General features: G+C 70.1%; 14 protein-coding genes. 6 read left to right on the top strand and 8 right to left on the bottom strand.

Annotated features, from left to right (window positions below; genetic code table 11):
- Positions 1–86: 86 nt before the first annotated feature.
- A complete protein-coding gene (locus tag VQH23_RS08085; protein ID WP_338665120.1) occupies positions 87–1,082 on the top strand; it encodes a class I SAM-dependent methyltransferase in 996 nt (331 codons plus the stop codon).
- Positions 1,083–1,325: 243 nt separating this feature from the next.
- Here the strand turns inward: VQH23_RS08085 and VQH23_RS08090 are convergent, their stop codons facing one another.
- Both VQH23_RS08090 and VQH23_RS08095 read right to left on the bottom strand, forming a co-directional pair.
- Complete coding sequence (locus VQH23_RS08090; protein WP_338665121.1) at positions 1,326–2,837, bottom strand: hypothetical protein; 1,512 nt, start codon at positions 2,835–2,837, stop codon at positions 1,326–1,328.
- A gap of 78 nt (positions 2,838–2,915) precedes the next feature.
- The gene (locus tag VQH23_RS08095) at positions 2,916–4,316 is read right to left on the bottom strand and encodes a hypothetical protein (RefSeq protein WP_338665122.1); all 1,401 of its coding nucleotides are present in this window, start codon (positions 4,314–4,316) and stop codon (positions 2,916–2,918) included.
- Between the two features lie 449 nt (positions 4,317–4,765).
- On the opposite strand from VQH23_RS08095, the gene VQH23_RS08100 reads away from it, so the two are divergent.
- Together VQH23_RS08100 and VQH23_RS08105 are read left to right on the top strand one after the other, a co-directional pair.
- Positions 4,766–6,073: a pitrilysin family protein gene (locus tag VQH23_RS08100; protein ID WP_338665123.1), complete on the top strand. Its 1,308-nt coding sequence runs from the start codon at positions 4,766–4,768 to the stop codon at positions 6,071–6,073.
- Positions 6,070–7,425, top strand: coding sequence for a TldD/PmbA family protein (locus VQH23_RS08105; protein WP_338665124.1), 1,356 nt, complete (start codon positions 6,070–6,072; stop codon positions 7,423–7,425). The genes VQH23_RS08100 and VQH23_RS08105 overlap by 4 nt, the downstream gene beginning before the upstream one ends.
- Positions 7,426–7,699: 274 nt before the next feature.
- Here the strand turns inward: VQH23_RS08105 and cysQ are convergent, their stop codons facing one another.
- The 4 genes from cysQ to VQH23_RS08125 form a co-directional block, all read right to left on the bottom strand.
- Positions 7,700–8,479, bottom strand: coding sequence for a 3'(2'),5'-bisphosphate nucleotidase CysQ (gene cysQ / locus VQH23_RS08110; RefSeq protein ID WP_338665125.1), 780 nt, complete (start codon positions 8,477–8,479; stop codon positions 7,700–7,702).
- The gene (cysN, locus tag VQH23_RS08115) at positions 8,472–10,382 is read right to left on the bottom strand and encodes a sulfate adenylyltransferase subunit CysN (RefSeq protein ID WP_338665126.1); all 1,911 of its coding nucleotides are present in this window, start codon (positions 10,380–10,382) and stop codon (positions 8,472–8,474) included. Before cysN ends, cysQ begins: the two co-directional genes overlap by 8 nt.
- Complete coding sequence (cysD, locus tag VQH23_RS08120) at positions 10,382–11,503, bottom strand: sulfate adenylyltransferase subunit CysD (protein ID WP_338665127.1); 1,122 nt, start codon at positions 11,501–11,503, stop codon at positions 10,382–10,384. Before cysD ends, cysN begins: the two co-directional genes overlap by 1 nt.
- A gap of 466 nt (positions 11,504–11,969) precedes the next feature.
- The gene (locus VQH23_RS08125) at positions 11,970–13,208 is read right to left on the bottom strand and encodes an MFS transporter (protein ID WP_338665128.1); all 1,239 of its coding nucleotides are present in this window, start codon (positions 13,206–13,208) and stop codon (positions 11,970–11,972) included.
- Positions 13,209–13,264: 56 nt separating this feature from the next.
- Here VQH23_RS08125 and VQH23_RS08130 point away from each other — a divergent pair, with 56 nt between their 5' ends.
- Positions 13,265–14,062, top strand: a complete 798-nt coding sequence (locus tag VQH23_RS08130; protein WP_338665129.1) for a helix-turn-helix transcriptional regulator — start codon at positions 13,265–13,267, stop codon at positions 14,060–14,062.
- Between the two features lie 139 nt (positions 14,063–14,201).
- Here VQH23_RS08130 and VQH23_RS08135 read toward each other — a convergent pair whose 3' ends face one another.
- The gene (locus VQH23_RS08135) at positions 14,202–14,960 is read right to left on the bottom strand and encodes a GNAT family N-acetyltransferase (RefSeq protein ID WP_338665130.1); all 759 of its coding nucleotides are present in this window, start codon (positions 14,958–14,960) and stop codon (positions 14,202–14,204) included.
- Positions 14,961–15,160: 200 nt separating this feature from the next.
- Here VQH23_RS08135 and VQH23_RS08140 point away from each other — a divergent pair, with 200 nt between their 5' ends.
- Entirely contained in the window at positions 15,161–15,406 is a 246-nt protein-coding gene (locus VQH23_RS08140) for a hypothetical protein (RefSeq protein WP_338665131.1), read from the top strand.
- Positions 15,407–15,522: 116 nt separating this feature from the next.
- Here the strand turns inward: VQH23_RS08140 and rho are convergent, their stop codons facing one another.
- Positions 15,523–16,806, bottom strand: coding sequence for a transcription termination factor Rho (gene rho, locus VQH23_RS08145; protein WP_338665132.1), 1,284 nt, complete (start codon positions 16,804–16,806; stop codon positions 15,523–15,525).
- A gap of 473 nt (positions 16,807–17,279) precedes the next feature.
- On the opposite strand from rho, the gene VQH23_RS08150 reads away from it, so the two are divergent.
- On the top strand, positions 17,280–21,128 hold the full coding sequence (locus VQH23_RS08150; RefSeq protein ID WP_338665133.1) for a Calx-beta domain-containing protein: 3,849 nt from the start codon (positions 17,280–17,282) through the stop codon (positions 21,126–21,128).
- The last annotated feature ends 114 nt before the right edge of the window (positions 21,129–21,242 follow it).

Genomic DNA, 21,242 nt, shown 5'->3' on the forward strand with positions numbered 1-21,242 from the left:
CAGTCGCGCATCAGGCGCTCTTCACGTTCCCTGGCGTCACATCATCGCAGTTGTTATACGAGAACCCCTCCTGCGAGCCCTCGTGAATGCCTGACCTGACCCGGCCTGACGATTACCCGTTGCGAGACCTTATCACCGCGGTGTCGCCCGCCGACACGATGTTCGCGGGCAGTTCCGAGCATTACCTGCACGTCGGCCTGTCCGCTCTCTCCGTCATCGATGCTTCGCTGCTCGGTTCGCCTGCACCGCAAACTATCCTGGACCTTCCCTGCGGATTTGGGCGGGTCACTCGCGTCCTGCGCGCCCGGTACCCGCGTGCGATGATCACGGTCTGTGATCTGGATCGTGCCGGTGTCGACTTCGCTGCTGCAACCTTCGGCGCGCGCGGCGTCTATTCCGAGCCCAACTTCCGCGACCTGAACTTCGGGCAAACCTTCGATCTGATCTGGGTGGGCTCCCTCCTCACTCATCTTCCGGAGCATCAGACCCGTCAGTTCCTGGATTTCGCGCTGCGCCATATGGGGACGGAGTCGCGCCTGATCGTGACGAGCCATGGTGATTACGTGGCCACGCGGTTGCGGTCGTGGGACTATGGGCTGGGCGAACCTGCAGCGCGAGGCCTGCTCGGGCAATGGCTGGTTGATGGCTACGGCTACCGCGGTTACGGCGGCAACCCCGCCTACGGCATCTCGCTCGTGTCGCGCCAGTGGTATGAGAGGCTCCTTGCCGGCAGCCCCCTGTCCCTGCAGTCCTATCAGGATCGTGGCTGGGACGATCATCAGGACGCGCTGGTCATTCGCCGGACGCCGGGACACCAGCCGCATAATGCCCTGCCCTGGTTCGAGCAGCCCGGCCTGGCTCTGCCTCTTCCTGCCGAGGAGCAGCTCGCTGCGGACGAGGCCGGTGTCCCCGGCTTCTCCGAGGACTGGTACTGCGAGACCTTCGCCGACGTCGCTGCTGCCGTGAAGGACGGAGTATTCCCGTCCGGCCTGGCGCACTATCTCGAGTACGGGTGGAAGGAGGGGCGGCCGCCCTTCGATCCGCAACGGTCCTACGCCCGGCGTATCCCATCTTCGTCCTGAGAAGGGGCCTCAAAGAGCTGCTTGGCTTCTCGGTGTTTCGACCTCCTGATCGGGTTCGGCTGATCAGGAGGTGGACATGGCACGTCTGTTCTGGCCATCGGATGGCGCCTGGGCGGCCATCGATCCACATCGGCCACGTGGCAGGCCAAGTAGGCGGCGGATCGATGGTCGTCGTCCCGACCGGGATCCTCGGCGAGTACTTGGCGCGGGTCTAGAACGCTTCGAAGAGGCGCCCCCTGTCGGTCATTGCCCGGCGCCCCGGGGTACTGCGCGCTCGATGACGATCCTCTCTCCCTGTATCCGGGCCACGGCCTGCAAAACCTGCGGGTTCTGCTCGCCCGAGCCTGAGCAGCGCGGGATGAGAGGGTACTGGTTGGTGTAGCGGTAGAGGCGGTCCACGCCGGACGAGGTGCAGAGGCCAACGCGCACCTCGACCCCGCTCACGGCGACGGCGTCGGAGAGGATGCCCTCGAAGAAGGTGTACATCCCCCCCAGCAATCCCGTCTCGTCCCGCAGGGCGATCTCCCTGCTGCCGGTGGTTGCCGCGAGCTCCGCAACCTGCTTCGCAAGATCCTTCTGAAAGTTCCACCTGCCGCGGGCTTCCGAAGCGGAGACCAGGCCGGAGACGAGCAGCGCCCCGACGAAGACGATGTGGATGGGCCGCCCGTCGCTCCCCTCCACCGACAGGGCGAAGAGTCCGAACAGCACCACGACCGCACCACACGCGATCGGGAACATGATCCGCTCAGGATCCTGGATATGAACCGGGTTCAGATAGATGAGCGAGAGCAGGGGAAGGCAGAGGACGGCAAGAATACCCAGAACGGCGTGCGCGGCTCCTCCCCTGCGGTTCAACGCGTGGGCGGCGATGCAAAGGAGCATGATTAACAGGCCGAGGCTTTCGGGGGAGCGCTCGAAAGCCGCCTTGTAGATGAGGGGGATGTTTCTGAGCAGTGCCGTCAAGCCGGTCTGGGCACTGCCCGTGACCACCGACACCTCGTACGCGCCATCCATGACGACGTAGATCACCAGGACATAGGCCGCGTACAGGACGGCGCCCAATCCGACCATCACCGCCGTCCTCGCGCTTCGGCGGAGACGGGCCCGCATGTCCGCGGATTGCCCAGGGGGTACCCACAGGCAGGCAAGGATCGGAAGGGTCAGGACCAGGAGGGCCAGGGCCTGGTAGACCATGAGGAGGGCGCAGAAGCTCAGGGCGCCCAGGATGTAGGGCAGGAGCGCGCGACGGATGCTCAGCCGGATGGACAGGCCGAGCAGGACGAAGAGGAGCGTCGCGGTAAGCTGCGCAGGATGGAAGCGGGCGAGCCACAATGCCGGCCAGCCGATCAGGACGGTGCAGGCCGTCGCGAAGGCCCATCGCCGGGTGGGCGACAGTACCGGCGTGACGGCCCATCGCACGACGTAGTACCGGGCCACCAGCATGAGGGCAGCGACGATGCCGACCCCCCAGACCTGCCCGCCGCCGACGAGCCATTGCAGGGCCGAGGGTGTCAGGTGCAGCGGGCGCATCGAGAGGAGCGGGAAGATCTGTACCTGGTATCCCAGCCCGACAGCGTTGTAGGCCCGGAACAACCCCCACTCCTCCAGCAGGGGGCGAACGGCCCAGAGACTCGCCGCCGCGAGGACCAGGACAGTGAGAACTTCGGCGTAGGGAAGCCAGGAAGGCCGGTCCTGCTCCTGCCCTGCCGTCAGGGGAAGGGAAGCGCTTGGCGCGATCGGTGCGGCTTGCGACAAGGCTGGTCCTGCATCGTTGCTTGATGATGCTGCGTAGTAGCGGTCCCGCGAATCTCCGTCGAGCGGTCGCCCGATGCCCTACTGTCCTGCGGTTCCAGGGGGGGCACGCTCGATGACGACCTTGCCCCCCTGCATCCGCGCGACCGCGACCAGCGTGTCCTGCGCGGCAGGTGCTGCGCAGCGCGGGGTGGTGGCGATCGGGTACCGGAGGGCATCGGGGTGAATGCGGTCCACGCCATCCGGGGTGCAGAGGTTGACCCATGACCTGACGCCCAGGACGAGCAGGGCCTCCGACAGCGTGTTGCCGAGATAGGTGTAGACGTCGCCGAGCAGCCCTGTTTCATCGCGCAACAGGATGCGCCCGGCCCCGGAGGTCCGCGCGAGGTTCGCGACCTGCGCGCCGATGTCCTTCTGGAAATTCCACCTGGCACGGGCCTGATGAGCGGACGCCGCCCCGGAGGCCAGCAGGGCCGCGACGAGGAGGATGCACGGCGGGCTGGCGATCCGCCCGGGTCTCCCGACCATGAGGAGGGCGAGCAGGAGCACCGTGGCGCCGCAGGCGATCGGGAACATCGCGCGCTCGGGATCCTGGAGGTGAGCGGGAAGGATGTAAGTGAGGGACAGCAGCGGGAGCAGCAGCACGGCCAGCGAGCCCAGGAGGGCATGGAGCCTGCCGCGCCGCGGCTCCGGTCCGGATGCGGCAGCGCAGAGCAGGGCCATGAGCAAGCCGAGGATCTCCGGGGAGCGCCCGAAGGTTGCCCCGTAGACGGTGGCGATGTTGCCGAGCAGCAGCGCCACCGGATTGGACCTCACCACTCCCGCCGCCAGTGCCAGCTCATAGACGCCGTCCATGGTCGCATAGATCACTGCCACGTAGAGCGCGTAGAGGGCGAAGCCCGTCGCCACCATGATCGCGGATCTGGCGCCCCGACGCAGGCGGGCCGGCATGTCCCCGGCCTTCCCCGGAGGCACCCACAGGCCGGCGAGAAAGGGGATGGTGCACACCAGGAGAGCGACCGCCTGATAGGTCATGAGAAGCGCGCAGAGGCTCAGCGCGCCCATGACGTGGGGCAGGACGGTGTTCCGGATGCAGAGCCGGAGACCGCAGCCCAGCAGGACGAAGAACAGTGTCGCGGAGAACTGCGCAGGGTGGAACCGGCCGAGCCATAGTGCCGGCCAGCCGACCAGGACCGTGCAGGCCGTTGCGAAGGCCCATCGCTGGACGGGCGGCAGCACCGGCGCAACAGCCCATCGCGCCACGGCATACCGGGTCGCCAGCAGAAGGGCGGCCACCACGCCGACCCCCCATACCTGCCCGCCCCCCAGGATCCATTGCAGGGCAGAGGGCGTTAGGTGGAGAGGGCGTAGCGCAACGACGGAGAAGGTGCCCAACAGGTAGGACAGGCCCGAGCTGGCATAGATGGCGAACAGGCCCCATTCCTCCAGCAGAGGGCGGACGGCCCAGAGGCCCATCGCCATGAGGAGCAGGATCGTGAACGCCTCGGCGAAGGGAAGCCACCGGGGCCGCTCCTGCTCAAGCGCAGGGGAGGGCGAAGCGGGGCGTGTGGAGGGCGCAACCTGCGACACGAGCCCTACATGCCTGTTGAGTTCTGCCTAGTAGCTGTCCCCTCAACGCAAGTCGAGCGGCCGCCCGCAGCTTGTTGCGGCACCCGCGCCGGGGAAAGACACGGGCGGGGATCATGCCGACCGGGCCGAACGGCCGGGGGGCGGTCCGGGCGGGCGGTGCATGATCCCCGGGGTTCATCCCGGCAGATCCAAGACCCCTCGCGGCCGAGCTGTCCGGCGGGGGCAAGGGGATGAAAGGGCTTGCGCCCGCCACGATCGGTGCCGGTGCCTCGCACCCGAAGCCCCGGCACACTACATTCACGGGCTGGAACGCCCCGTCCCCTGGAAGCAACCCCCGCCGCATGACCGAAGAAACCTTCGCCGCCGCCACCGATCCCGCGCTGAACGGCGGCGCCGTGCGCCTCACCCGCCTGCCCAACGGCCTGACCGTCGTCTCCGACACCATGGCCCGGGTGGAGACCGCCTCCATCGGCGCCTACGCCCACACCGGCACGCGGGACGAGGAGGCGCAGGAGAACGGCGTCTCCCACTTCCTCGAGCACATGGCCTTCAAGGGCACCGAGCGGCGGGACGCGGCCGCCATCGCGCGGGAGATCGAGAACGTTGGCGGGCACCTGAACGCCTACACGGCGCGGGAGACAACCGCCTACTACGCCAAGGTGCTGAAGGAGGACCTGCCGCTGGCCGCCGACATCCTCGGCGACATCCTCACCCATTCCAGCTTCGCGCCGGAGGAGGTGGAGCGGGAGCGCGGCGTCATCCTGCAGGAGATCGGGCAGGCGAACGACACGCCCGACGACATTGTCTTCGACCATTTCCAGGAGACGGCCTTCGCCGGCCAGCCCATGGGCCGCCCGACGCTCGGCCCCGCCTCCATCATCGAGACGCTGCCGCGCGAGGCGCTGACGGGCTACATGCGCCGCCACTACGGCCCTTCCCGCATGGTGGTGGCCGCGGCCGGCGCGGTGGACCACGACAACCTCGTGGACCTCGTGAAGACCCACTTCGCCGACCTGCCTGATATCGACGGGCACAGCGCCGAGCCCGCCCGCTACACCGGCGGCGAGTTCCGGGAGGAGCGGGACCTCGACCAGGTCCACCTGCTGCTGGGCTTCCCCGGCCCGGCCTATGGCGACCCGATGCACTACCCGACGATGCTGCTCTCCACGATCCTCGGCGGCGGCATGTCGTCCCGCCTGTTCCAGGAGATCCGGGAGAAGCGGGGGCTGGTCTACTCCGTCTATTCCTTCCACTCCCCCTACCGGGATGCCGGCCTCTTCACCGTCTATGCCGGCACGGGCGAGGAGCAGGCGGCGGAGCTGATGCCCGCCACGCTGGAGGAGCTGCGCCGCGTGCAGAAGGACGTGACGGAGGAGGAGCTGGCCCGCGCCAAGGCGCAGCTCCGCGCCTCCGTCCTCATGTCCCTGGAATCCACGGGATCGCGCTGCGAGGGGCTGGCGCGCCAGCTGCAGGTCCACGGCCGCCTGATCCCGGTGGAGGAGACGAAGGCGAGGATCGCGGCGGTGACGGTGGAGCAGGTGCAGGCCGCCGCGGCGAAGACCTTCCGCGCCCCGCCGACGCTGGCCGCTCTCGGCCCCGCCGGGCGCGTGCCGCGCCTGCCTGAAGTGGCCGAGAGGCTGGCGGCGTGAGCGCGACGGTCGAGCTTCCCGCGGCAGACGCGCGGGAGGCGCTGGCCGGGCTCGTCGCCGCCGCCCGCGCCGCGGGGGCCGACGCGGCGGACGCGATGCTGGCCGCCGGCGCCTCCCTCTCCGTCGGGATGCGGCTGGGAGAGGTGGAGCAGGTCGAGCGCTCCGAGGGCTTCGATATCGGGCTCCGCGTCTTCGTCGGCCGCCGCCAGGCGATCGTCTCCACCACGGATTCCGACCCGCGCGGCTTCGAGGCCCTCGCCGAGCGCGCCGTCGCCATGGCGCGCGCCGTGCCGGAGGACCCCTTCGGCTTCCTGCCGGACCTCGTGCCCTCGGTGGCCGACCTGCCGCTCGACATGGATGACGGCGTGGAGCCGGACGTGGCCTCCCTCTCCGCGCGCGCCCGCCGCGCGGAGGAGGCCGCCCGCGCCATCCCCGGCGTGACGAACTCCGAGGGCGCGGATGCCGGCTGGCAGCGCACGGTGATCGCGCTGGCCGCCTCCAACGGCTTCTCCGGCACCTACACCCGCAGCGGCCACAGCCTCTCCGTCACGGCCCTGGCCGGGCAGGGCACGGGGATGGAGCGGGACTACGACTACGCCTCCGCCACCCACCTCTCGGACCTGGACGAGCCGGAGACCCTGGGTCGCAACGCGGGGGAGCGGGCGGTGCGCCGCCTGAACCCCATCCGCCCCGCCACCGCCCGCCTGCCCGTGCTATACGACCCGCGCGTGGCCGGCTCCATCCTCGGCCACCTGACAGGGGCGGCGAACGGCGCCTCCGTCGCGCGCGGCACGAGCTTCCTGCGCGACAGCATGGGCCAGCGCATCATGGCCCCGGGCCTGACCGTGCGGGACGATCCCACCCGCCCGCGCGGCCCCCGTTCCCGGCCCTTCGACGCCGAGGGCATGCCCACAGCCCCGCTGGCGATCGTGGAGGACGGGGTGCTGCAGCACTGGCTGCTGGACTGGCGCTCCGCCCGGCAGCTCGGCCTCGCCTCCAACGGCCGTGCCTCCCGCGCCGTGGGTGGCCCGCCCTCGCCCTCCACCACCAACCTGTGGCTGGAACCGGGCGCGCTAACGCCCGAGGCCCTGATGGCCGATATCGCCGAGGGTCTCCTGGTCACGGAGATGATCGGCAGCAGCATCAACGCCACGACCGGCGATTACAGCCGTGGCGCCTCCGGCTTCATGATCCGCAACGGGGAGCTCGCCGAGCCCTTCTCCGGCGTGACCCTGGCGGGAAACCTGCGAGAGATGTTCCTGCACATCACCCCCGCCAACGACCTGCGCTTCCGGCGGGGCACCGACAGCCCGACGCTGCGGATAGATGGGCTGACGATGGCAGGGGCCTGAGGACGCGCGCGCCAGCACCAGGGGGCTCCGCCCCCTGGACCCCCGCCAAGGGCCTGAGGCCCTTGGATCCCCATTTGGCTGCCGCCGTGCGGTCCTGACACGGGGCCTCCTCGTGATGGACCTGATCCTGCCCTTGCAGTCGCCTCGGGTCATGGACCCGAGGCGCACCGCCAGCCCGGTTGATTCCAAAGCCTGGAAAAAGATGATGGAGAGGGGTCCGGGGAGAGGAAGAATTCCTTCTTCCTCTCCCTGGCCACAGACCGCCCGCGCAGGACTACTCCGCGGCGCCCAGGGCAACGAAGTGCGGGTTGCGGTAGTCGGGTTTTCCGTAGGCGAGAGGCTTGCCGTCCAGCGTTTCCACCCGTCCTCCGGCGGCGCGCAGCACAGCGTCTCCCGCAGCGATGTCCCACTCCATGGTGGTGCCGAGCCGGGGGTAGAGGTCTGCCTCGCCGCGCGCCAGGAGGCATAGCTTCAGGGAGCTGCCGGCGGCGCGGAAGGCGGCCACCTTGCGGCCGAGAAGGAAGGCCTCCATTGCGGCCGCGTCGCCGTGGGAGCGGGAGCCGACCACGGTCAGCCCTTCCAGCGGCGCGGGGCGCGCGGCGATGGGGCGTTCGCCGGTGGCGTCGGCCAGCCTTGCCGTGCCGGGGCCGGCGCCGAGATAGGTCTCGCCCCGCGCGGGCACGACGACCACGCCCAGCACCGACGCGCCGCTCTCGATCAGGGCGATGTTCACGGTGAACTCGCCGTTGGCGCTGATGAACTCGCGCGTGCCGTCCAGCGGGTCCACCAGCCAGAAGCGCGGGCCAGCTACCGCCGGGGAGAGGTCGTCGCAGGCTTCCTCCTCCGACACCACGGGGATGTCGGGAGTCAGGGCGCGCAGCGCGGGCAGGATCACCCTCTCCGCCGCTTGGTCCGCCGCCGTCACGGGGCTGCCATCGGCCTTATAGGCGGCGGTGCAAGCGCCGTAGAAGCGCATCGCGGCGCGCCCCGCTTCCTCCGCCACCGGGCGGACGGCCGCGAGGAGCCCGGCGAGGTCGAGCGCGGCGTCAGGCATCGCCGCCCCGCAGCAGGCCACGGGCCTCCATCCCCGCCACGATCAGCTCGGCCGCGTCCTCCGGCCCTATCCGCGCGGTCTCGATGTGCAGCTCCGGGGAGAGCGGCGGCTCGTAGGGGCTGGAGACGCCGGTGAAGTTGCTGATCTCGCCCGCGCGGGCCTTGCGGTAGAGGCCCTTGGGATCGCGGCTCTCCGCCACCTCCAGCGGCACGTCCACGTGGACCTCCAGGAAGTCGCCCTCCGGCAGCAGGCGGCGCACCATGTCGCGCTCCGAGCGGAAGGGAGAGATGAAGGAGGCGAGGACGATGAGGCCGGCATCGGCCATCAGCTTCGCCACCTCGCCCACGCGGCGAATGTTCTCCACGCGGTCGGCGTCGGTGAAGCCGAGATCGCGGCAGAGGCCGTGGCGCAGGTTGTCGCCGTCCAGCAGGTAGGTGTGCTTGCCCAGGGCGAAAAGGCGGCGCTCCACCAGATTGGCGATCGTGGACTTTCCGGCGCCCGAGAGGCCGGTGAACCACAGCACGCAGGGGCGCTGCCGCTTCCTCTCCGCCCGCGCATTGCGGCCCACGTCCACGGACTGCCAGTGGATGTTCTGCGCGCGCCGCAGCGCGAAGTGGATCAGCCCGGCCGCCACCGTCTCGTTCGTCATTCGGTCGATAAGGATGAAGCCGCCGGTTCCGCGGTTCTCCGCATAGGGATCGAAGGCGATCGGTTGGTCGAGGCTGATGTTGCACACCCCGATCTCGTTCAGCTTCAGCTCGCGCGCCGCGCTCTGCTCCAGCGTGTTGACGTTGACCTTGTGCTTGAGGGTGGTGACGGAGGCGGCGACCGTCTTCGCCCCGATCTTCATCAGGTAGCCGCGCCCGCTGAGCATCGGGCTATCATTCATCCAGATGAGGGTGGTCTCGAACTGGTCGGAGACCTCGGCGGGGCTCTCGGCGGCGCAGATCACGTCACCCCGGCTGCAGTCCACCTCGTCCTCGAGCGTGATCGTGACGGACTGGCCGGCGGTGCCGTGGGGCATCTCCCCATCAAGGAGCACGGAGGCGACGCGGCTCTCCCGCGCGGAGGGCATGATCTTCACGGCATCGCCGGGCAGCACGGTTCCGGAGGCGATGAGGCCGGAGAAGCCGCGGAAGCTCGAGTTCGGGCGGTTCACCCATTGCACGGGCATGCGGAAGGGCGCGTTCCCCGGCTGCCGGGCGATGCCCACCGTTTCCAGGTGGGCCATGAGCGTGGGGCCGGCGTACCAGGCCATGTTGCCGCTGCGCTCCGTGACATTGTCGCCCATCAGCGCGGAGACGGGGATCGGGACGACCTTGTCGATCGCGAGCGAGGCGGCGAAGGCCATGTAGTCGCCGAGGATGCGGTCGAAGGCTTCCCGCCCGTAGCCCACGGTGTCCATCTTGTTCACCGCCAGCACCACGTTGCGGATGCCGAGCAGCGAGACGAGGTAGGAGTGGCGGCGCGTCTGGGTCAGCACGCCCTTGCGCGCATCGACCAGGATCACGGCCAGGTCGGCGGTGGAGGCGCCGGTGACCATGTTGCGCGTGTACTGCTCATGGCCCGGCGTGTCCGCCACGATGAACTTGCGCTTGTCGGTCGAGAAGAAGCGGTAGGCGACGTCGATGGTGATGCCCTGCTCGCGCTCCGCCGCCAGCCCGTCCACCAGGAGGGCGAAGTCGATGTTCTCGCCCTGGGTGCCCATCTTCCGGGAATCGGACTCCAGCGCGGCGAGCTGGTCCTCGAAGATCATCTTGCTGTCGTAGAGCAGGCGCCCGATCAGGGTGGACTTGCCGTCGTCCACCGATCCGCAGGTGATGAAGCGCAGCAGGCCCTTCGTCTCGTGCTGCTTCAGGTAGGCCCCGATGTCGGTCGCGATCAGGTCGCTGACATGAGCCATCAGAAGTACCCCTCCTGCTTCTTCCTCTCCATCGAGGCGGCGGCGTCGTGGTCGATCGCGCGGCCCTGGCGCTCGCTGGTGCGGGTGAGCAGCATCTCCTGGATGATCTCGGGCAGGGTCGCCGCCTCGCTCTCCACCGCGCCCGTCAGCGGGTAGCAGCCGAGGGTGCGGAACCGGATGCGCTTTATCGCCGGGGTCTGGCCGGCAGGAACGCGCATCCGCTCGTCATCCACCATGATCGTCAGGCCGTTATAGGTCACGACCGGGCGCTCCGCCGCGAAGTAGAGCGGGACGATGGGGATGCCCTCCCGGTGGATGTACTGCCAGATGTCCAGCTCGGTCCAATTGGAGATCGGGAAGACGCGGATGCTCTCCCCGGGGTTGATCCGCGCGTTGTAGAGGTTCCACAGCTCCGGGCGCTGGCGCTTAGGATCCCAGCGATGCGCCTCGGAGCGGAAGGAGAAGATGCGCTCCTTCGCGCGGCTCTTCTCCTCGTCGCGCCGCGCGCCCCCGAAGGCCGCGTCGAAGCCGTGGTGATCCAGCGCGGCCTTTAGCGCCACGGTCTTCATGATGTCCGTGTAGGCGCCGCCATGGTCGAAGGGGTTGATGCCCTGCGCCACGCCGTCCCGGTTGATCCACTCGATCAGTTCCATGCCGGCCGCGCGCACCCGCTCGTCGCGGAAGGCGATCATGTCCCGGAACTTCCAGGTCGTGTTCACGTGCAGCAGCGGGAAGGGCGGCACCCCCGGGGCGAAGGCCTTCTTCGCCAGGTGAAGCATCACCGCGCTGTCCTTGCCGACGGAGTAGAGCATCACCGGCTTGCGCGCCTCGGCCGCCACCTCGCGGAAGATGTGGATGCTCTCCGCCTCCAGCCGCTGCAGATGAGTCAGGTCCGGCGGCGTCGGCCGCGAGCTGCTCGTCACGCTCGTCTCCCAGAGGTCGGGCCGGAGGCGGTGGCGCGGGATGCCCGTGAACTCCTCAATCCGGAGCACGATATCGGCGGGAATCTCCCGCTCCCCGCTTACCCACTGGCTGACGGCACCCTCGCTGCGGCCAACCGCGGCGGCGATGTCGCTCTGGCGCTTGCCGCTCTCTCGGAACAGACGTTTCAGATCGGGCATGAGCCGACTTTAGGCAAACTAAAGATACGCGCAAGGGTTGTAGAAGGGCCCGATGAATGCAGGCATATACGAGAGGAATGGCCCTGCTTGGTCGTGGCTTGGCGCTGCGAGCCGGAATCCGGAGCGGTAGGCGCACAGGCCTGCTATTGCGCCTACGTGGAGGCACTTCTCGGCATGCCGACCCCGGAGATCCCAGGGGGAGAGAAAGAATTCTCTCCCCCTGGACCCCCTCTCATCTTTTTCTGAGAGGCTGCCGCGGAATGCTCGTCCGACGGTGCGCCCGAGGTCCATGACCTCAGGCGACGAACAGGGCCGCCTAGGTCGACGCGGCGTTCATAGCCGCTCGGCACCGCCCTTTGATCATCGCATCCGCGGCAGCCCAATCGCGGGGTCCGGGGTGGCCGTTGCCACCCCGGCGGGGTTCCAGGGGCAGCGCCCCTGGAGGCCACAGGCGCCGAAAGGACGCCTACTCCGCCGCCACGGCCGGCGTGGCGGCGCTGCCGGTCCAGAGGGCCGGGTTCAGCTCCTCCGGCCGGTCCGGAAAGAGCAGGGCGCAGGCAAGGGTGATGCAGGCAAAGGCGGAGAGCACCATGAGCGTGAGGCCGAGATTGCCGAAGGCGTCGTGGAGGTAGCCGATGGCCGGCGACGCCGCAGCAGCGCCCAGGAAGCCGACGAAGAAGCGCAGGGAGTAGAGCTTCGCGCGCAGGGCAGGGGCGACGTAACGGGCGGTCATCGTCTCGTTCACCGTCACCTGCCCGAAGACCGCGGCGGCGGCAATGGCGGCCACGGGGAGCACGGCCCAGCCCCGCAGGAAGGAGAGGGCGAGGAGGGCCGGCACCAGCGCGAGGGCGAGGGGCAGGAAGACGCGCTTGAGTGTGGTGCGGTCGATCATCCGGCCGACGGTGAACTGAGTGAGGCCGCCGAAGAGCGTGGCGGTGAAGGCCAGCGCCCCGACGAGGGGCAGGAGGGACGGGCTGTCCGCCATCCGCTCCTGCATCAGCTTCGGGATCAACAGGGTGAAGGCGTTGAAGACGAAGCCGGAGGCGACGGCCATGAGCATGAGGGAAATCACGGCCTGCCGCACGACCGCGGGCGGGATCTGCGGGAAGGGGCGGGCGTTCTTGATATGCTGGCGGGCGTCGTAGGGCGGCTCGCGCAGCCACATTAGGCCGAGGACGAGGGCGGCGGTGGCGGGGACGAGGAAGGCCCAGCGCCAGCCGGCCTGGGTGACCAGCAGCGCGGTGACCACGGGGGCGGAGGCGACGCCGAGGTTGCCGAACACGCCGTTGTTGCCCATGGCGCGGCCCACGCGGTCGCCCGCCGCCTCCACCAGCATGGCCGTGCCGATCGGGTGGTAGATGGCGTTGAACAGCCCGGCCAGCCCGAGCGCGGCGGCGAGACCCCAGGGGCCAGAGACGAAACCAGCCAGCAGCAGCGATCCGCCGACGCCGAGGAAGAAGGCCGCCATCAGCGCGTGGCGCCCGACCTTCTCGGCCAGCCAGCCCATGGGCAGGGCGCCGATGCCGTAGAGGACGAACATGCCCGTGCCCAGCGCCAGCACCGGCCCGTACTCCGTGCCGAAGACCGCGCCGTTGGCGGCCACCATGCCCAGCACGGCCGTGGCGAGGATGAGCAGCATGTAGTGGCAGACGAAGTGCGCGGCGTTGATGAACCAGATCTGCCGAGTGGCGGGGTCGGTTGGCATTGGCGTTCTCCTCACCCCTAACCTATCCTGGCCGGGCCAAGACGTTGGGCCATAAGATGTCGCGAGCCGGCCAAACTGTCATTCCGAACCTGGATCTGCCGCAGGACGCGGTGGACCGGCCCATGGCGGCCTTCCTGCGGGACTACGAGGACGGCCAGGTCACCGGGCGGCACCGGCACGCGCGGGTGCAGCTCCTCTACGCCCTGCGCGGGGTGATGCGGATCACCACGGACGCGGCGAGCTTCGTGGTGCCGGCCGGCCGCGCCCTCTGGGTGCCGGCGGGGGAGCCGCACTCCGTCGCCATCGTCGGCGCGGTCGCCATGCGGGCCCTGTTCCTGCGCGCGGACGCCGCGCGGGCGGGGCCGGAGGGCGTGGCCGTCCTCGCCGCCTCACCCCTGCTGCGGGAACTGATCCTGGCGGCCTGCGATGAGCCGCTGGAATGGGACGAGCGCGGTCGCGGCGGCCACCTCGCCGCCCTGATCCTGGATGAGATCCGCCGCGCCCCCAGCCTGCCCTTCGGCGTGCCGGAGCCGCGCGAGCCGCGCCTGGCCCGGATGGCGGCGGCCCTGCGGGAGGATCCCGCCATTCCCTGGTCCCTGGAGGAGTGGGCGGCGCATGTCGGCGCCTCCCCGCGCAGCCTCTCCCGCCTGTTCCGGGCGGAGACGGGACTGTCCTTCGGTGCGTGGCGGCAGGCGTTGCGCCTGGCGGAGGCGGCGGCCCTGCTGGCGCAGGGCGTGCCGCCGGCCAGGGCGGGCGCGGCCGTGGGCTACGCCTCCGCCCCTGCCTTCGGGGCGGCCTTTCGCGCGGCCTTCGGGATGACGCCGGCCGGGGTGCAGGGGATGCGGGGCGGGTGAGGTGGTTCCGGCGGGCCCCCGGGTGTGTGCGCCATGGCCCGCGCCGATGGGCACCGCCCCGGGCGCGACCCCTGCCTCCTGATCCGCAGCAGCCCGGGCGATGTTGACCGGGGAGGGCCCCGTGCCCGGGGATGCGCCGCTAGTCGCGCAGGAAGTAGCGGTAGCCGTAGACCTCCGCGAAGCCGGACGCCGCATAGACCCGGCGCGCGGCGGCGTTGCCGGGGGCGACCTGCAGCCAGCACAGGCCGGCGCCCTGCCGCGCGCCCCAGCCGGCAAGGGCGCCGAGCAGGCGGCGCCCCAGCCCCTGGCGCTGGAACTCCGGCCGCACCGCCAGATCGAACAGGCCGCAGAGCCGGCCATCCGCCACGGCGTGGCCACAGGCCGCCGCCATCCCGTCCACCCGCAGCACAAGCCAGGCGGCGGGGCGGGCCATCAGCGCCACCGCCTCCCTCTTCTCCGCCCGGCGGGTTTCGTCCTGGTACTCGGCGGTGGCGAGGACGGAGAGCCACTCGGCGTCCGGCCCCTCGCACAGATGCGCCGCCGGGTCGTCCGCTGGCGGCACGCGCCCGGTCATGACGAGCGCGCCCTCGGCCTCGCGATAGCCGCGGTCGAGGAGCAGGGTGGCCAACCCGGGCGGGTCCAGCGGCGTGGAGCGGAAGCGGCAGGGCAGGCCGAGGCGGGCGTAGTGCGCCTCGGCCCGGGCGATGCGGGCCGGCAGCTCCGGATCATCGGCGAGGTCCAGGGAGGAGGCGGCGTTCGCCCGCCCGGTGCCGCCGTGGAAGGCGCGCAGCACGAAGGAGCCGTCCCAGGCCACGCGCGGCGCCGGCACGGCGTTCAGCGCCGCCCGTTCCAGCAGCGGGGCATCCGCCCCGTCCAGCCCTGCCGCGCGATCCATCATGCCCCCGACCCCTGTCCAGGCCACCAGGATGAACCCGCGGCGGCGGCGTGCCAAATGCACCGGGGACAAATGACCGGAGCGGAACAACGGGGATCATACATCCGGAGCCGGATGACAGGGGCGGCAGGTCCGCCGGACGAAACCGACTCATGAAGGGCGCGTTGGTCCACGGCAGACCATACAGACCAGGAGAGACAGTGATGAAGACCACCGCTTTCGCGCTCGCCATCGCCGCCGGCCTGATCGCCGCGCCGGCCTTCGCGCAGGTGTCCACGGCCCCCACCCCGAACGCCCCGGGCGGCGTGACCCGCGACCAGGGCGCGGGCGTGCCCGGCATGTCCGCCTCCCCCGCCGCCCCGCTCGGCTCCGCCGGCGGCCCGCCGAACCCGCAGGCCGGCAACCAGGGCACGCAGCCCCCGTCCCAGCAGGGCGGCGGCAGCAACTGATCCGCGGCCCCGTGCCTCGATCCCCGGGTTGATACCTGGGGTCTGAAAAAGGAAGGGCCTGCCCCGGGAGACCGGGGCAGGCCCTTCGCCATTTCCGGGGCCAGCCCCTGGGCAGGTCAGGTGTTCATCGCGTCGAAGAAGTCCTGGTTCGTCTTGCTGTACTTCAGCTTGTCCAGCAGGAACTCCATCGCGTCCTGCGTGCCCATCGGGTTCAGGATTCGGCGCAGGACCCACATCTTCGACAGCTCGGCGCGGTCCACCAGGACCTCCTCCTTGCGGGTGCCGGACTTGGTGATGTCGATCGCGGGGAAGACGCGCTTGTCGGAGAGCTTGCGGTCCAGCACGATCTCCGAGTTGCCGGTGCCCTTGAACTCCTCGAAGATCACCTCGTCCATGCGGCTGCCCGTGTCGATCAGGGCCGTCGCGATGATCGTGAGGGACCCGCCCTCCTCGATGTTGCGCGCGGCGCCGAAGAAGCGCTTCGGGCGCTGCAGCGCGTTCGCGTCCACACCGCCCGTCAGCACCTTGCCCGAGGAGGGCACGACGGAGTTGTAGGCGCGGCCGAGGCGGGTGATGGAGTCCAGCAGCACCACCACGTCGCGCTTGTGCTCCACCAGGCGCTTGGCCTTCTCCAGCACCATCTCCGTCACCTGCACGTGGCGCGTCGCCGGCTCGTCGAAGGTGGAGGCCACCACCTCGCCGCGGACCGTGCGCGCCATGTCCGTCACCTCCTCCGGCCGCTCGTCGATGAGCAGCACCATGAGGAAGACGTCGGGGTTGTTGGCGGAGATGGACTTGGCGATGTTCTGCAGCATCACCGTCTTGCCCGTGCGCGGGGGCGCCACGATCAGCGCGCGCTGCCCCATGCCGATGGGGGAGACGAGGTCGATCACCCGGTGGGTGTTGTCCTTCAGCGGCCCCTTCTTATCGGCGGGCTGCGCCTCCACCTCGGGGTTCTCCATCCGCAGGCGGCGAGTGGGGTAGAGGGGCGTGAGGTTGTCGAAGTTCACGCGGTGCCGCACGGCCTCGGGCGGCTCGAAATTGACGGAGTTGACCTTCAACAGGGCGAAGTAGCGCTCACCGTCCTTCGGCGCGCGGATCTGGCCTTCCACCGTATCGCCCGTGCGCAACGCGAAGCGGCGCACCTGGGCGGGGGAGACGTAGATGTCGTCCGGGCCGGGAAGGAAGTTGGACTGCGGGTTCCGCAGGTAGCCGAAACCGTCGGAGAGGATCTCCAGCGTGCCGTCCCCGTAGATCGCCTGGTCGTTGTCGGCGAGCTGCTTGAGGATGGCGAAGAGCATGTCCTGCTTGCGGAGCGAGGAGGCGTTCTCGACGCCGGTCTCCTCCGCGAAGGCGAGGAGGTCGCCGGGGCTCTTGGCCTTCAGTTCGGATAGGTGCATTCGGGTGATCTCGATCGCCCGACCGGGTTCGGCGGGCCGATGGGGGAGGGGTGCGCGGAACCTGGATCGACGCGGGACGCGCCTCCGCCGGGCGGCGGGGTTCCGGGGACGGTGCCCTGATCCTGGCCCCTGGTCTTGGCAGGGGCGCTGCCGGGCAGGGGCAGGGTGATGGCCGAGGGGCGCCACGAGGGCGACCTGCGGCTCTGCACCGGCCGGAAGCCTAAGCACCCTGCCGATGCGGCGTCAATCCCGTAGATGGCGCAAAACCTCGCAAAATCAAGAACCAGCGCCGTTTCCCGGCGTGCCGCTGCGCCTTGCCCGCGATCCGTTCACACCTTCAGTACCGGTTACCAGAATACCACGTCCCGACATGGAGCCTTCATCGGGGTGTCACAGACCGCCCCTAAGCACCCCCAGCCCCGGCCTTGCCCGGGCGAATGGCGGCCCGGCACGGCGGGCTACGGGGAGCGATCATGAGCACCAATTACTGGTCCCTGCGCAATCAGGGCAGCCTTACCCAGAACTGGTCCGCCGCCGGGCTGATCTCCGCCGCCGATGACTGGTCCGGCGTGCCCTCCATCGTCGGCTACCGTGGCGACGATCTGACGGGTGCCACCGGCGCGGATCCGCGGACGCTCACGGCCGGCACCGCGAGCCCGGCGAACGTGATCGCCAACCAGACGAACACGAGCATCAACAACGGCGGCATCGCCGAGTTCGAGATCGCGAACCCGACCGTCGCCCTGCAGGGCTCCGGCACCGCCGACGCCCCGAACCTCGTGATCTACCTCGACACCACGGGCGTGCAGGACGTGCGGCTCGCCTTCACAGCGCGCGACATCGACGGCACCATCGACAACGCCGTGCAGCAGCTGGCCGTGCAGTACCGCGTGGGCGGGACCGGCGCCTGGACGAACCTGCCGAACGGCTACGTCGCCGACGCGACCTCCGGCCCGAGCCTGGCAACCCAGACCACGGACGTCTCCGTCACCCTGCCGCCCGACGCGGCGAACCAGGGCCAGGTCGAGGTGCGGATCATCACCACCAACGCCGGCGGCAGTGACGAGTGGGTCGGCATCGACGACATCGCCGTCACCTCCTCCCCGCTCGAGGCCGGCACCACCACCCTCACCGTCTCCGACGCGACGGTGGTCGAGGGGAACGACGGCACGCAGAACCTCGTCTTCACCGTCACCCGCAGCAACGCGGACAGCGCCTTCACGGTGAACTACGCGACGGCGGCCGGCACTGCGACCGCGGACGCGGACTTCACCGCCGCCGCCGGCACCCTCTCCTTCGGCGTGGGCGACGGGCTGACCCGCACGGTCACCGTCGCCGTCGCGGGCGACACGGCGGTGGAGGGTGACGAGACCCTCACCCTCAACCTCTCCGGCGCCACCGGCGGGGTGCAGGTCACCGACGCCGCGGGCACCGGCACCATCACGAACGACGACGTCGCGGTCACCCGGATTTTCGACATCCAGGGCGCCGGCCACACCTCCGACTTCGCCGGGCAGACCGTCACCACCACGGGCGTGGTGACCGGCATCTACCGCAAGGCGACCGGCGAGCGCGGCTTCTTCATCCAGGACCCCGAGGGCGACGGCAACGACGCCACCTCCGACGGCGTCCTCGTCTTCACCGGCGGCAGCTACGCGGACGTGGCGGTGGGTGACCTGGTGCAGGTGACGGCCCGCGTGACGGAGTTCACCCGCGCCGGCCAGGCCGGGAACCTCTCCCTCACCGAGCTGACGGGCGCGACCGTGCTCAAGACCGGCGCCGTGGCGGTGAACCCCGAGACCGGCCTGCCCGTGAACATCACCCCGGTGGTGATCGGCAACGGCAACGCCCCCGGCGAGCGCGTGGCGCCCACGGGCAGCTTCGGCGACGACCCGGAGACCGGCACCTTCGACGTCGTCCGCGACTCGATCGACTTCTACGAGAGCCTGGAGGGCATGGCGGTCACGCTGGAGGATTTCCAGGCCACCGCCCCCTCCTCCTCCTTCACCGAGAGCTGGGGCGTGACCAACGGCGCCTCCAACCCCGACCGGACGCCGAATGGCGGCGTGATCGCGAAGGAGGAGACGCCCTTCGTCAGCCATGAGCCGGGCCAGACCGGCAGCTACGACTTCAACCCGGAGCGCGTCCAGCTCGAGAACGACCTGGATAACAACAAGGACGGCGCCTACGACTTCAACTGGACGAACAACACCGGGGCCGGATTCGGTGACGCCACGGGCATCGTGAGCTACGACCGCGGCGCCTTCGAGGTGCACGTGACCGAGGCGCAGTCCCCCGTGGACACGCTGACGGAGAAGGAGGTCACCACGATCGAGGCCCATGCGGACCGCATCCGCATCGCGAGCTTCAACGTGGAGAACCTGGCCCCCAGCGACGGCACGCCGGTGCTGGACGCCACCCCGGACAAGCTGGACCGCCTCGTCACCGCGATCCGCGACAACCTGAAGCTGCCCGAGATCATCTCCCTCCAGGAGGTGCAGGACAGCACCGGCGCCACCGACAACGGCGTGGTGGACGCCACCGCGACGCTGCGCGAGCTGATCCAGGCCATCTACAACCAGACCGGCAAGCTCTACGCCGCGATCGACGCGCCGCCCGAGAACAACCAGGACGGCGGGGCGCCGGGCGGCAACATCCGGACCGCCTACCTCTTCGACGCCACCGCGGTGCGCGCCGGCGGCACGGCGGAGCTGGACGGGATCAACAACCTTACCCTCGTCTCCGGCTCCGACGATCCCACCACCGCCTACCAGGAGCTGATCTACAGCTACCCGACGGAGAACCGCATCGGCGTGGACGCGCCGGAGTTCGAGCCCTACGTGGACGCCAACGGCGCCACCCAGGGCGGCACCCGCAAGTCCGTGCCCGTGGTGTTCGAGAGCGTGCTGAGCGGCGAGAACTTCCTCGTCGTCAACAACCACTTCAACTCCAAGGGCGGCTCCAACGCCCTCTTCGGCACGGACCAGGACACGCCGCTGCCGAACGAGGACAAGAACCAGTCCGCCTACCGCCGCGAGGCGCAGGCCGAGGCGGTGCGCGACTACATCGAGAGCATGCTCGGCACCGTGCCGAAGGTCGTCGTCACCGGCGACATCAACGAGTACCAGTTCTTCCCCGCCACCAAGATCCTGACGGGCGAGCTGGAGATGACGGGCACCTGGCAGGGCGGCGCGGCGGAGAACACGCCCCCCACCCTCATCCCCGGCACGCAGATCCTCTACTCCACGATTGAGAGCCTGCCGGAGAACGAGCGCTACACCTACGTGTTCGAGGGCAACTCCCAGGTCCTCGACCAGATCCTGCTCTCCGCCGCCGCCAATGCGGGGATGGAGTACGACGCGGTGCACATGAACGCCGAGTTCGCCGACCAGATCTCGGACCACGACCCCTCCGTCGTCTCCTTCGTCGTGGCCCGCTCCGCCGCCATCGCGACGGGGGGCGACGACGTCATCGACGCCCGCGCCTTCCGGGAGTTCTACGGCCGCGCCACGAACCTCAACGGCGACGACATCATCCAGGGCCTGGGCGGCAACGACCGGATCGTGGCCGGGACGGGGAACGACCGCCTGGAGGGCGGCTCGGGCGACGACGTCCTCCTCGGCGGCGAGGGCGACGACCGGCTTCTCGGCGGCGAGGGCAACGACCGCCTGATCGGCGATGCCGGCAACGACACCATGGCCGGCGGCAACGGGAACGACATCTACACCGTGACCGAGGCCGGCGACGTGGTGATCGAGCTGGCGGGCAACGGCACCGACCGTGTCCTGGCCTATGCGGACTACGCGCTGACGGCCGAGGTGGAAGCCCTCACCCTCATGGGCACGGCCGTCTCCGGCCTCGGCAACGCGCTGAACAACCGCATCATCGGCAACGAGCTGGGCAACGTGCTGAACGGCGGCGCGGGGAGCGACGCGCTGCTCGGCGGCGCGGGCGACGACCTGCTCATCGGCGGGACGGGCCGCAACACGCTGACGGGCGAGGAAGGCGCGGACCGCTTCCGCTTCAACGCCCCCGCGGATGGCGGCGCCACGCGCAACACGATCACCGACTTCGAGGCGGGCGTGGACCGGATCGAGCTGAGCCGCTCGGTCTTCACCGCCTTCACCGTGGACGGCGAGATCGCGGCCGAGCAGTTCGGCATCGGGCGCGTCGCGGCCACGGCAGAGCAGCGGGTGGTCTACGACCCGGGCACCGGCCGGATCGTCTACGACGCCGACGGCGCCGGCGGCGAGATCGGGATCGTCGTCGGCTTCGCCCAGGCCAATGCGGGGATCAGCTCGGCCGACATCTGGGCGGTCTGACCGTGGCCAGGGGAGGCGCCGCCTCCCCTGGACCCCTCCGCCGGGGGGGGGCCAACGGGCCCCCCGGACCCCGCGATCGGGCTGCCGCGGATACGACGGCCGAGCGTGCTTCTG

Source organism: Pararoseomonas sp. SCSIO 73927, assembly GCF_037040815.1.
Lineage (GTDB): Bacteria > Pseudomonadota > Alphaproteobacteria > Acetobacterales > Acetobacteraceae > Roseomonas.